Below are 12677 nucleotides of genomic sequence, written 5' to 3'. Positions count from 1 at the left end.
AAGCGGCAACCGGGCGGCCTTTTCTTTGGTTACTTTCTTTTGGCCGCGCAAAAGAAAGTAACTCGCCTTCGGGTGCGATAAACCCGATTAAATAAAACCGTCGCGCTAGCGACACTTTACTAAATCTCAACTAGCTGCGTAACATCAGTTATCAGACACGAAAACCAGGCAAATCGCGAATCATCTTCACTAATCGGCTTTTTGCTATAAACTTTAATCCCAGCCAAAACGCATTCTTATACGGAGTTAAAGCTATGCCTTATTTAAAACTAAGCACCACCGAATCCCTCTCTGATGAACAATCGCCGCAATTGCTGGAGCAATTGTCAAAACTGATGGCGCAACAGACCGGCAAGCCGGAACGCTATGTCATGGTGCAAATCGAAGGCGGCAAGGCCATGCTCTTCGCCGGCAACAATCAACCGCTGGCTTATGCCGAATGCAAAAGCATCGGCCTGACCACGGCGCAGGCCAAAGCCATCTCGTCTTCACTGAGCCGACTGCTGAACGATGCGTTGCAAATCCCGGCCGACCGCGTCTATATCGAGTTCAGCAACTGCCCAGCCGAGTATTGGGGCTGGAATGGCTCGACTTTCGGCTAGTTAAAAGATCCGGTCCAGCCGCTTTCCAGACGTAATAAACACGTTAAACGGAGATATCAAACATGGCCAATCGCATTACTCTGACCCAATTTCTCATCGAACAGCAGCGCGAGTTGCCGGGCGTATCGGGCACGTTCACATTGCTGCTCAACGATATCGTGACCGCATGCAAGAAAATATCACATCTCGTCAACCGGGGCGACCTGATCGGCGTGCTGGGCAGCGCCGAATCCGAGAATGTCCAGGGTGAGGTGCAAAAGAAACTGGACATCATCACCAACGATATCATGGTCAACGCCCTGAACTGGACCGGGCATCTGTCCGGCATGGCATCGGAAGAAGTCGATGACATCATCAAGATCCCGAGCCAGTACCCCAAAGGCAAATATCTGGCGTTGTTCGATCCGCTGGACGGCTCTTCAAACATTGACGTCAATCTGACTGTCGGCACTATTTTCTCGATACTGCGCTGCCGCGAAGGCATCGATCCGACACTGGAGGATTTCCTGCAGAAAGGCAGCGATCAGGTATGCGCCGGTTTCGTGCTCTACGGTCCATCAACGATGATGGTCCTGACGACCGGGCACGGCGTCAACGGCTTCACGCTCGACCAGGATATCGGCGAATTCATCCTGACGCACCCGAACATGACCATTCCGGATGACACCGGCGAATTCGCCATCAACATATCCAATCAGCGTTTCTGGGAAGCCCCCGTGCAGCGCTATATCGATGAGTGCCTGAAGGGCGAGGAAGGTCCGCGCGGAAAAGACTTCAACATGCGCTGGGTTGCATCGCTGGTCGCCGAGGTCTACCGGATTCTGACGCGCGGCGGCGTGTTCCTGTATCCGCTGGATTCCCGCGATCCGTCCAAGCCCGGCAAACTGCGCCTGATGTATGAAGCCAATCCGGTCGGCTTTATTATCGAACAGGCCGGCGGCGCCTGCTCTACCGGACAAGAGCGCATACTGGACATCAAACCGGCCTCTCTGCATCAACGCGTACCCGTGATTTTAGGATCAAAAAACGAGGTTGAGCGGATTGTGGATTATCACCGGCAAGGCTGAAAAATAATCATACCAGGGGGGCTCGCCCTCTATCACTCTAAACAAAATAAGAAAAATGAAGTTATTACCGACAATTGCGTTGTCTCTGTTCAGCCTAAATGCCGCTGCCGCCTATAAATGTATCGTAGACGGCAAAACAGTCTATTCCAGTTCGAAGTGCGCACAGGACGCGCAGCAATTTTCGGTCGATAAGGACTCGGACTGGACCATGAAGCTGAAGACCAGAACCTCGCCGCAGGAAGATGCTCGCTTGAACGCCATTGGCGCCTCGCCTAAGTCAAATGAACCTGAGAAAGAACTGCCGCCTAAAGCCACTGTTGTAACCGGTCAAGACGACGGCGGGCCATCAGAAGAGACTGAATTCAACTGTGACGGCAGAGACCACTGCTCGCAAATGACTTCGTGCGAAGAAGCAACTTTTTTTCTGAAAAACTGCTCAAACCAGCAAACGGACGGTGACAACAATGGCATCCCGTGTGAAAAACAATGGTGCAACGACAATAGTGAACACGATAATGGGACATATAATGACAGTGATAACGGCAGACGTAAGATCGCAACTCATCATCGCAGGCGCTAAATTGGCAGATCCGGCATTTCCAATGTCCTCAGCGAGATTAGCGCCGCGCTTCAATCAGCCGTGCTCAATTGCTTCATTATGAAAAAAATCCCCATCGGCATCAGCAGTTGCTTGCTTGGCCAGCATGTCCGTTACGACGGCAGCCACAAACACGATGCCTATATCACTGGCACGCTTGGCGAGTATTTCGATTTCCGGCCGTTTTGCCCGGAGGTTGAAATCGGCCTCGGCATACCGCGCCCGACCATCCATCTGGTCAAAGTCAATGGCGAGGTGAGCTGCATCGGCGTCAAAAACCCTGAAATCGATGTGACGGAGCGGCTGCGCAGCCATGCCGAACGGCTGAAAGCGCAACACACCGATTTATGCGGCTATATCCTGAAAAAGGATTCGCCGAGCTGCGGCATGGAACGGGTCAAGGTTTATACCGACAATATACCCAGGCGGGAAGGCATCGGCATTTATGCCGAGATCATGATGCGTAATAACCCGCTGCTGCCGGTCGAAGAAGAAGGCCGGCTGGGCGACCCCGGCCTGCGCGAGAATTTCATTCAGCGCGTCTATGTGCTGCACCGCTGGAAATCAATGCTGGAGGAAGGGCTGACGGTACGCAATCTGACCCGTTTTCACGCCCGGCACAAGCTGATCATCATGAGTCATGGCGACTACCAGGAGTTGGGCCAGTTAGCGGCCGGCGCAACTCCGGACAATATCGAGCAGCTTGCCGACCAATATATTCTGCTGTTGATGAAGATGCTCAGAAAAGTTGCCAGCCGCGGCAATCACGTCAATGTCCTCCAGCACATCCAGGGCTATCTGAAAAAAGAATTAAGCGCCGATGACAAGGCCGAGCTATGCGAGATCATTGAACGTTACCGCCAAGGCGAAGTACCGCTGATCGTGCCTTTGACGCTGCTGAAGCACCATTTCCGCAAAGCGCCCGATCCTTATATTGACGAATCCTATTACATGTCGCCCTATCCCCAGGAATTGCGACTGACCAACCTGCTGTAACCATGGCGAACATATTGATTGTCGGCTGCGGTGATCTGGGCACGCGCCTGGCTCATGCGCTCTCAGATAAAGGCCATCAGGTAACGGGGCTCAAACGCCATCCGCCAGCCCATGACAGCCGAATCCGCTACGTGGCTGCCGACATTGCATCGTGCATAGGGCTTGATAAGCTGGATGCAGACTATGATCAACTATTTTTCATCGTCACGCCCGATGGCCGCCATGAGTCAGCCTATCGCGCCATTTATGAGGCCGGCCTGCAGCATCTGCTGGCTAAACTGCCCCGGTGTCCGTGGATTTTCGTCTCGTCAACCGGTGTTTACGCGCAATCACAAGGCGAATGGGTCGATGAAGATTCGCCGGCCGAACCCGAAGCAGTCACAAACCGGTTAATCCGGCAGGCAGAAAAGCAGCTGATCGAATCCAATCCCGATAACATCATCGTACGATTTTCCGGCATTTACGGCCCCGGCCGCGAATCGCTGTTAAGAATGGCCGCGCAATCCCCCGCCATCCAAAAAGAACCGCCCTATTTCACCAATCGGATTCATCAACTGGACTGTGTCGGCGTGCTGGACTTTCTGCTCGAGCAGCGGCTAAAAGGCCGCAAACTGGAAAACTGCTATCTTGCCAGCGACGATGATCCCGCTCCTTTATGGGATGTGATTTCATGGCTGGCCGAACGCATGCATTGCGCACCGCCTGTCGCCAAAGCGGCCGGCAAAAATGCTGCGATGAACAAGCGTTGCAGCAACCGGCGCTTGAGAGATTTGGGGTATCAATTTCGCTATCCCGATTACAAAAAGGGTTATGCGGAGTTGATTGATAAAGATAGGCTGGGCTGACACCCCTTATCTTTGGAGCTACCTATGCTGGGTTTCCGCTAAAGCGCCAACCCAGCCTACATCTATTCTTCTATAGGCCAGATAGGGTAAAGCAGGACGCGGATGTCGCCGGGAAAAGCATCCGGTTTGGCGGCAGAAAATGTCACCGTGTTTTCGCCCGGCTTCAGCTTAAGCTGCAGCCTGGAGAATTCAACCTTCTTTCCCGGCGCCATGCCGCCGGGCCAATGAATTGTCTCGCCTGGGCCTTCCGAAGTCAGCGCTTGCCCCGCCGCCAGCGATTCGGAAAAGACCATGCTTTCTCCGTTGACCGTGATAATGGGCCGGTCAAGCGGAGGAACTGAGGCAGGCGTCCGGAATGCACGGACACCGTCGAGCGCGACGCTGACTGCCGTCTTGGCCGGCACGGCGTCGAAATAAAACAGCAGATACTCCGTATTCGTCCAGTCGAACTGACTGTCGGCTGGGAAGGGAAAGGTCAACAGATGCCATCCCATGAAGTCAATAGCGGCTTGAAAATCGGCGCTGCGCCCTTTTGAGTCTCTGAGCTGGATATGAAGCTGCTCGTATTTGGCATCCCCCATGACCCAGACGCCCAATGCATTATTCTCCGATAAATTCAAAGGCTTGTCGAACCGGCGGCCGATCGCCGACCATCCGCCATACTTGCCGTTGTTTGTTGCGGTATAAAGCAAGGCGCTCCCGCCGGCCTCTATCTCGCTCTTGGTTGTCCCGAAACTTTGCCGCACGCCATCGCGCACAGGCCCGCTGGATGACACAACCTTATCCGCGCGAGCAACGTGTTTCTCATATTGATTGCGATCGCTCATCTGGAAGTCGGCTGCATTGTCAAAACTTTCGATCGTGAAGGCTTCCGGGCCATTATAGGCGTCCAGCGCTCCGGGCATCCTGCCGGCAATGATCTCCACGCCAAGCTGGCGCTCGCTCGCCGTATCGTTGCGAATCATCCACGTATTCTGCTTGCCGTCCAGCACGTCCACATATCGCACCGGCTCATACAAAGCGCGGTAGAGCTGCCAGTCGCCGCCAGCATTGCTGAACAGTTTAAAATCCTTCTTCGGCTCTCTCAGCCTGGCTTTTATCTCCTGAGAGACAGGTTGGGCGCGCCGGTACTGCTCCCACTTCCGGAGCGTATCCATCATCTGCCGCGACTGCGTCTGACTTTCAAGCGCCGCGCGCGACGTCTCCAGCGAAATCGATCCATCCACTGCCAGCGCTTTGGCGGCGACATACTCGAGCTGGTCCGGCCGGATATCCTTGAACCAGTAATACCAGCCGATATCGGGGCGGGTAAAGTTCGCATCCATGCGCAGAATCCCGGGCCATCGCTCATCGAGATAGCCTTTGATGTCGCCGTGGCCGTCTGCCGAAGCGGACCGCGGCACGATATGCCAGCGCAAATCCGTACCGACGCCGTTGCTGGTCTGATAGAGCACGTCCTTCCTGAATTTACGGTAATAAGCAAGATGCATGCGGTTGAGGTAATACCAGCTGTCGATATAGTCATCGATGATGCCGTCGCTGGCGTCAACATACAGCATATCGAAATCCGCGCTGTTAAAAACATCGGCAAAATTCTGGGAAAGTTCGTCAACGAGCGAGCTGTCAGGGTCCACGAGAAAATAGCCCCACATTGTAAGCAGCCTTCTTACAGCCGATCCGGCAGGATGAGCCTCTGCCCTGGTGCCCAATGCACCGCGCACACAGCGGGTATACCGGAACGGCGGCCCCGGCTCCGCGGCCTCATAGCGGATGATCTCATCGCCTATTCTCAGGTACTGGCCTGGAAATTCCTTGCGGCGAGAATCTATCGGCGGCAGCCTGGGTTCAGCCGCCAGCGTGATGACGGAGGCTTTCGCATCGAGCGCCTCGGCAAGATCCGGCACGAGAACTGTCGCCAAACGGTCATCCGGCTTTGGCGTGATGTAGGCATCGTTCGGCGAGATCGAGGGGCCAAACACATGCACTCCGGCTTCAAGCCCGGCCGCATGAATCTTCGCCACCGCCGCTTTCACTCCCTCGAGACCGTGCGGAAAATTGTCGGTGTTGATTCGGTAATGACCGTGGCTATCCAGCCAATTGTTTTTCAAAAAAACAAGGGTGCCGAAGCCTCCCAGTTTGGCATGGTCGATCAGCGCATCGATATTGGCTTCCGACGCGTCGGTAGCAAACAGATAGGATTTTTGCACTGACTCCGAATCGCGCGCCCAATTTCCACCCAGCTCAGGGGACGGCAATCCCGCCGCGCGTTCGGCTTCCCGGATCGCAGGCTTGAAGTCCTCGATGGACGACGCCACGAGGGAAAATTTCGCTCCGACGATGCCATGGCTGCGATGAGCGCCGCTCCTGAGCAACTGCACCGAGTTACCCAACGATATCGGATGGTTGACCGTATTTTCGGTAATGCCAAAGAAGGCTGCGCCGAAGCCTTTGTCGTAGGTCGCGTTGAAAGCCGGCGCTACGATTTCGAGACGCCGCAAAGGAAACTCGATGGAAAGCCCTTCAAGATCCGCCGGTTCGGCACTAAGTACTTCAAAAGTGAGATGCCGCTTCGCAGGAATAACGCGCAAACTGACCTTGATCTGAGGATCGATGAATTGCGCGGTCAGGACATCGCCTTTCCGCGAGAGCCGGGTCACAGGCATTCCCTGTACTCCGGCCCGCGAGACAGTCAGCATCGGCCTTCTGGCATTGATTGCCGCATAGTCTTCGCTGGAATCCAGACTGATGAAGTGAGTCAAAAAACCGGCAGGTGAGAGACTCAACTGTACGGACTCATTCTGAAAAACCATGTCTGTCGCGTCAGCCGGCAGCTCCGGTAAATCCGTGGGCTCCACGCGGATGTCGTCGATATCGACGCCCGATTGCGAAGCGGTGGAAATAACCAATGCCGAATCAAGGTATCCTGCTCCGGCTGACTGATAAAAAACGGTGTACTGCTGCCATTTCGCGCCGGCATGCTCCTGCAGCAGCGTCTGGCTTTCGGCCTGTCTTTCCCGGAAGGATTCGTATGTCTGTACGGCGAATGCACCGCCTCTGGCCCATAAGGAAACGCGATACCACCTACCCGCCTGCAGGCCCCGGCAGCGCTGATAAATGTGTGCGGCGCCGCGAGCTGATGCCGTTATCCGGACAAATCGTGAGCCTGCATGCGGATCGCCAGCGCCTGACATCAACTGGCCGGGATAAGCCGGATTTAGCTGCCAGTCGGACGGAATTTGTCCGGCTGCGTCCAATTTCCATCCTGCCGCCCATCCGTCAGCGCCCGGTTTGGCGTCATGGAGAGACTCGAAACTGCCGTTATTGATGATGGAAACTCTTTCTACGGCCAAGGCCGGCCGGCTTGTCGCCATGACCATGAAAGCCACGGTTAATACCATTGTTGCGCTTAACCATGCACACTGCCGCCATTTCATTTTTATTCCTTAAGAACGCTGTTGAAAATTTTTCGACTTCCGAAATTGGCCGCCAACCGGCCGGTTTGCCCGGCTTCTTCTGGAGATTCTGTTGAGCTGGCGGGAAAGCCTCATCTTCAAGCAATCTTACCTGGTTCTGCCTTAGAAATTATTAAACCAGTAGACAATTCGCCCAATTCACCGTTTTCAGAGATTAAACAATTATATTCCTGGCCAGTTACTGAAAACTTTCGCCTTCAGCTTTAAATTTATTTAAGAGGCGCCGTAACCATCAAAAAATAATTTCTATCCTATACTTTAGTTATTTATATTTTTGATCAGACGAACTGCGCTATGGGCTACCTGAATATTTACTTTAACGATGAACTCAAATCCAAACACGAGGTGGACTCCCTCATCACCAGAATTGGCCGCAATCAGGATAATGATGTTGTAATCGACAACGTAGGTGTTTCAGGCAATCATGCTGAAATCATCAAAAACGGTGACAAATACACCATTCATGACCTCAAAAGCAAAAATGGCGTTTATGTAAACGGCGAGCGGATATCGGAAGCAGAATTAAATTTTGGCGATGAAATAAGTATTTTTAAACACACACTAAGATTCATCGCGGTTGATTTACCCCTGCCTGTTGCGGCAACAGACTCAAGAACCGCAATTGAAAAAGGCAACAACCCCCAATCGGCTACCGTGGAGGTCGACGTTTCCAGACTGGAAAGCCTGATAAAAGACAAGGAGGCCAGCAACGCTTGCCTTGAAGCTTCCGGCGGCGCAATGGCCGGCCGCACATTCAGACTGTCAAAAACCCGCTTTGTCATTGGAAAATCCTCGGATTGCGATATCCAGGTCGACGGCTGGTTTGCCCCGAAAGTCGCCGCCAAAATCGTCCGCCAAAGCGACGGTTATTATCTGGTTCCGGAAAAACGCGGAAAAATCCGCCATAACGGCAGCACGGTCAAAGCCAGGGTAAAACTCAAGCACGGCGATGATATCGAAATCCGCGGAACAAAATTTCGTTTCATCAACAAATGATGAGCCGCCGATTAAAGGCGCCTAATCCTTTTGCTCAACAGTGAAAAGCTACCATTGACTCTCCAGGTTCCCGGCTACACGATCCAGAAGCTTTTGGGCGAAGGCGGCATGGCTTCTGTTTTTTTGGCGACACAGAAATCTCTCGACCGCCCTGTCGCTTTGAAGATTCTGAAAAAATTTGATACCGAAGCCCAAATCAAGCGTTTCTTCAATGAAGGCAGGATCATCGCCTCATTGAACCATCACAATATCATTACCATCCATGACTTGGGCGAGGTCGATGGGCGCTGCTTCCTGGCAATGGAGTATATTGAGGGCGGAGATCTCAAGCAGCGCATCCATGCCGGCTTGCCGCCGGATGAAGCCATACAGTTGATAAAACTGCTCGCACGCTGTCTCGATTTTGTCCACCAGAAAGGCATCATCCACCGGGATATCAAACCTGAAAACATTCTTTTCAGAAAAAATGGCTCGCCTGTCCTGACGGACTTTGGCGTGGCCAAGCAACTTCAGTCCGATACTTCATTGACCATGGACGGCTCGGCCATCGGCAGCCCCCATTATCTAAGCCCGGAGCAAGCCGAGCAGAAACCGCTCGATGCCAGAACGGATATTTACAGTCTCGGCATTATTTTTTACGAAATGCTGACCGGGCAAAAACCGTTCCAAGGCGATTCCCCGATTGAAATCATCATCGCGCATTTAACGACCGAAGCCCCTCCGCTCCCCAAGCGCCTTGCACGATATCAGGAATCATTGGATTTGATGATTGCCAAGGATGCGGATGATCGCTTTGACTCCGCCGGCGATCTGGCAGACTTTCTTGAACAGCTCCAAAATCCTGCTTCCAGGCGTGTGTTGACCCGGAAAACCGGCAGGGCCACGCCTTCTGCCGACAAGAAAGCCAAAGCGCCCGTTGAAAGTCCGCTTTCAACAAATCAGCCAAGCGCCACCCAAAAACGCCTCTACAAGCTGGTATGGCTTGGCGCGGCAAGCGCCGCCATATTATCAGCCGCCATCTATTTTTATCCTTATTTAAATATAGAACCGGCTTCATCAGAGGACTCTTCGGCCGATCCTGCCCGAAATAAAAGCGCTACTGCCGAAGCGCCGCCTCCTTTACTGGACGAGAACAGAATCCGGCAACTGCTTGCCCAGACAGAAGCCCTTCTGGCCAAGCCGAACTTATCCATGCCAATTCTGAAACAGGCATACGATGCATACAATCTGGTGCTTGAAATAGACCCTGATAATGCTATTGCCACCCAGGGCATAACGCGCATCGGAGCCCTGTATGCGTCCATGCAGGAAAAAATTGATCTGTATCTTTCAGAAGCGGCAAAGGCGCTGCAGACCTACAGATTGACTTCGCCCTCCAGAAATAACGCCTTGTACTATTTTCATGAAGTCCTGCTTCTGGACCCCAGCAACACCGAAGCCCAACAAGGAAAATTCAAGGTCGCCAATGCTTATGCAGATCTGGCCGAGTCTAATCTGGACGCTTTTGATTACACCGCTGCCAAAGGAAATATTCAAAGAGGGCTTTCCATTTACCCTAACTCTTCCAGATTGCTGGCGCTCAGAAAGAAAACCAACGCCTTTACGGATGCCCCCCAGCGCCTGTTTGGAAAGATTAAATCGATATTTGATTAAACAGTGTATGACAACACATTAAAGAGAGGAGTCCCTGATGCCCTGGAAATTTGGACAAGCGATCAACATAGGCAAACGCAGTGAACAGCAGGATCGCATAGGCATATTCCACACAGGGGATGGAAAAAGGCATTTAATGGTTATCGCTGACGGCATGGGTGGAATCCCCAAAGGCGGTCAGGCCGCGCAAATTGTCGTAGACACCGCTGAACAGGCTTTCAAAAAAAACAGAATTCGCAATCCCGAGTTATTTCTTGAGGCTATCTGCAGTCAATCCCATGAAAAAATTAATCAACTTGAAGCAGATAGTTCATTGGCGCCCGGCACAACCTGCGTCCTGCTGTATATCGACAAACGGCAGGCCTATTGGGCCCATATCGGCGACTCGCGCCTGTACCATTACAGGCAAGGCCGGCTGATCAATCAAACGCTGGATCACTCACTGGTTCAGTTGATGATCGATCAGGGCGTTATTGAAGATCGCGGCAGTGAAGCCAGATCTTTACAAAACCAGCTTTACAAACGCCTGGGAGGCGCTAAAAAACCGGAGCCCGATATTCATACAGACGCTTTGAAAAGCGGCGATATATTCCTGCTATGCAGTGACGGGTTCTGGCAATTTATAGAAAAAGACCAGATTCCGGCTATTCTTCAGAATCATCCGCTTGATCAGGATGGCCCTGAGCATCTTGTAACCCTGGCTTTACAGAATGGAGGCCCGCATTGCGATAATATCAGCGTTACATTGGCGCAATGGGAACAAGCGCAAACGGGTTTTATACAGAAAGTGCGCTGCCTTTTTAAAAAGGATTAAGGTCAGAAATCTTCTGTTTTCCTTCCTCACATTCAAATAAAGCTTTATTCAATCTTTAAGCGTTACTTCCTGTACGGAATTACCAGGGCTTTATCCGCTTCGTTCCAGCCCTGTTTTGGTTGCGCTAATGTCAGCAAAACCTAACCTGACAGACAGCGCTGGAAGCTCGGAGACTGTCAGGCTAGCTTGCAATCACTACACACTTAGCGAGATTTTAGAGTCACCTATCAATCACTAGAGAAAGGTCATCAATCAGCCATTGGTTTGCTGGAGTAGGTGTCACTCGAACAGAGATACTATGAACTCCGGCGGTGGGAACTAGAAATGCACACTGTTTGGTAGCGCTCACCGCCCCATCAAGTACATTAGGCGTGCCATTGCCGGATACGAATGCGCCATCCAATTCTCCACTGGTTCCGCTAGTCCCACTGGTTCCACTGGTTCCACTGGTTCCGCTAGTTCCGCTAGTTCCGCTAGTTCCGCTAGTTCCGCTAGTTCCGCTAGTTCCACTGGTTCCGCTAGTTCCACTGGTTCCGCTGGTTCCGCTGGTTCCGCTCGTTCCACTGGTTCCGCTCGTTCCACTGGTTCCATTGCCAGAGAATGAGCATACAACCTGACCTTGTTGGCCACTAGGATCAACAAGAATCGTAGCCACTAGCTTGGCCGAAAAATTGCCTCGCACTGCACCTGTAGCATTAAAGATGATGCGCACTAACTGATTTGGGCGCGCTGTATTGAAAGTAACTGTTTGACCGCCAGCCTGCGGACCATTAAGGTCAAGATTTCTAGCGGCTGCGCCATTTTGTGGACTGTTGTTCTGTGTTGCGAATAAAAGGTCAGCAGTAGCTGTGTTAGTTACGAGCCCGAAACCCAAAAATGTCGCCAATGTGCCTACGTAACGCATCTTCTTGTTTGTTGATCGTATAATCATGTCTTTACCCTCATTGATATATGACAAAGTAAAACAACTAGACCAAAATTTCGTCCTCCATAGAAAGCTTGCGAAACTGAATTATGGCTGTTGGATTGGCCATGTTTTCGCTCATTACGAGAGTAATCCCAGTTTACCGGACCAGTGGCTTGGAGCGGGACCGGAAGCCTCAAGGCTTAAGCGATTGGAAGTGAATAGGATATAAAACGGCGCTGAATTGGATGGTTGAGTAGCATTATTATCGATCCGTTTTCTAAGGCCTGAACCCAATGCGGAATCAGAATGCAATGAAGCGAATACCGGGGTGTTAGTTGCGCCAAATTCTCTCTCTGCTTGTTCTTTTACCGAATTTGGCTGATTCGGCCGCAGCCAGGCTATGAAGCCAATGGCTAGGGCGGATATGATCGCCATCTTGATTGTTTTCATAAGACAACCTCCATCAGTATGGAGTTAAACTATTTTTGTCAAACATACAGCATAACGGCTGCCGGCAAGGCGCAGCCTGAATTGGTGTAATGATTAGTTGATGTTGACTTATGCTGGATTTTCGCTATTTGAAAGTTATTATTTATATTTTGGCTCTCGATTGCTATTCGTGCCATTACGGTCAAACTAAGCAGACATCGGGCCTATAGCCTGCCTCAACTTGGGCGGCTCTTGTTGTTTGCAAATAATGATCGGTTACTTTGCCTGCTATAAGGA

At 52.0% G+C, this 12677-nt stretch carries 10 protein-coding genes; 8 read left to right on the top strand and 2 right to left on the bottom strand.

The window, feature by feature from the left end; genetic code table 11:
- The first annotated feature begins 254 nt into the window (after positions 1 to 254).
- The 5 genes from V2P20_RS17265 (at position 255) to V2P20_RS17245 (ending at position 4108) form a co-directional block, all read left to right on the top strand.
- Positions 255 to 602 (top strand): phenylpyruvate tautomerase MIF-related protein, encoded by a 348-nt coding sequence (locus V2P20_RS17265; RefSeq protein ID WP_194969318.1) that lies wholly within the window; start codon positions 255 to 257, stop codon positions 600 to 602.
- A 62-nt stretch (positions 603 to 664) separates the two neighbouring features.
- Positions 665 to 1669: a class 1 fructose-bisphosphatase gene (locus tag V2P20_RS17260; protein ID WP_194969317.1), complete on the top strand. Its 1005-nt coding sequence runs from the start codon at positions 665 to 667 to the stop codon at positions 1667 to 1669.
- Between the two features lie 55 nt (positions 1670 to 1724).
- Positions 1725 to 2249, top strand: coding sequence for an excalibur calcium-binding domain-containing protein (locus V2P20_RS17255; protein ID WP_331820475.1), 525 nt, complete (start codon positions 1725 to 1727; stop codon positions 2247 to 2249).
- 78 nt (positions 2250 to 2327) lie between these two features.
- Positions 2328 to 3263, top strand: coding sequence for a DUF523 and DUF1722 domain-containing protein (locus V2P20_RS17250; RefSeq protein ID WP_331820473.1), 936 nt, complete (start codon positions 2328 to 2330; stop codon positions 3261 to 3263).
- Between the two features lie 2 nt (positions 3264 to 3265).
- Complete coding sequence (locus tag V2P20_RS17245; RefSeq protein ID WP_331820471.1) at positions 3266 to 4108, top strand: NAD-dependent epimerase/dehydratase family protein; 843 nt, start codon at positions 3266 to 3268, stop codon at positions 4106 to 4108.
- 62 nt (positions 4109 to 4170) lie between these two features.
- On the opposite strand, the gene V2P20_RS17240 is transcribed toward V2P20_RS17245, so the two are convergent.
- The gene (locus V2P20_RS17240) at positions 4171 to 7542 is read right to left on the bottom strand and encodes a hypothetical protein (protein ID WP_331820469.1); all 3372 of its coding nucleotides are present in this window, start codon (positions 7540 to 7542) and stop codon (positions 4171 to 4173) included.
- Positions 7543 to 7875: 333 nt separating this feature from the next.
- On the opposite strand from V2P20_RS17240, the gene V2P20_RS17235 reads away from it, so the two are divergent.
- Genes V2P20_RS17235 through V2P20_RS17225 form a run of 3 tightly spaced genes read left to right on the top strand, consistent with a single transcriptional unit; the run spans position 7876 to position 11044 of the window.
- Entirely contained in the window at positions 7876 to 8577 is a 702-nt protein-coding gene (locus tag V2P20_RS17235) for an FHA domain-containing protein (RefSeq protein ID WP_331820467.1), read from the top strand.
- A gap of 30 nt (positions 8578 to 8607) precedes the next feature.
- On the top strand, positions 8608 to 10230 hold the full coding sequence (locus V2P20_RS17230; protein ID WP_331820465.1) for a serine/threonine-protein kinase: 1623 nt from the start codon (positions 8608 to 8610) through the stop codon (positions 10228 to 10230).
- A gap of 37 nt (positions 10231 to 10267) precedes the next feature.
- Entirely contained in the window at positions 10268 to 11044 is a 777-nt protein-coding gene (locus V2P20_RS17225; RefSeq protein ID WP_331820463.1) for a protein phosphatase 2C domain-containing protein, read from the top strand.
- 1045 nt (positions 11045 to 12089) lie between these two features.
- Here V2P20_RS17225 and V2P20_RS17220 read toward each other — a convergent pair.
- Complete coding sequence (locus tag V2P20_RS17220) at positions 12090 to 12401, bottom strand: hypothetical protein (RefSeq protein ID WP_331820461.1); 312 nt, start codon at positions 12399 to 12401, stop codon at positions 12090 to 12092.
- Positions 12402 to 12677: the final 276 nt, after the last annotated feature.

Origin of the sequence: Methylobacter sp. Wu1, from assembly GCF_036553575.1 — a bacterium.
Taxonomy (GTDB): domain Bacteria; phylum Pseudomonadota; class Gammaproteobacteria; order Methylococcales; family Methylomonadaceae; genus Methylobacter.
The sequence above is the reverse complement of the archived record's forward strand: the minus strand, read 5'-3'. Positions and strand labels throughout refer to the sequence as shown.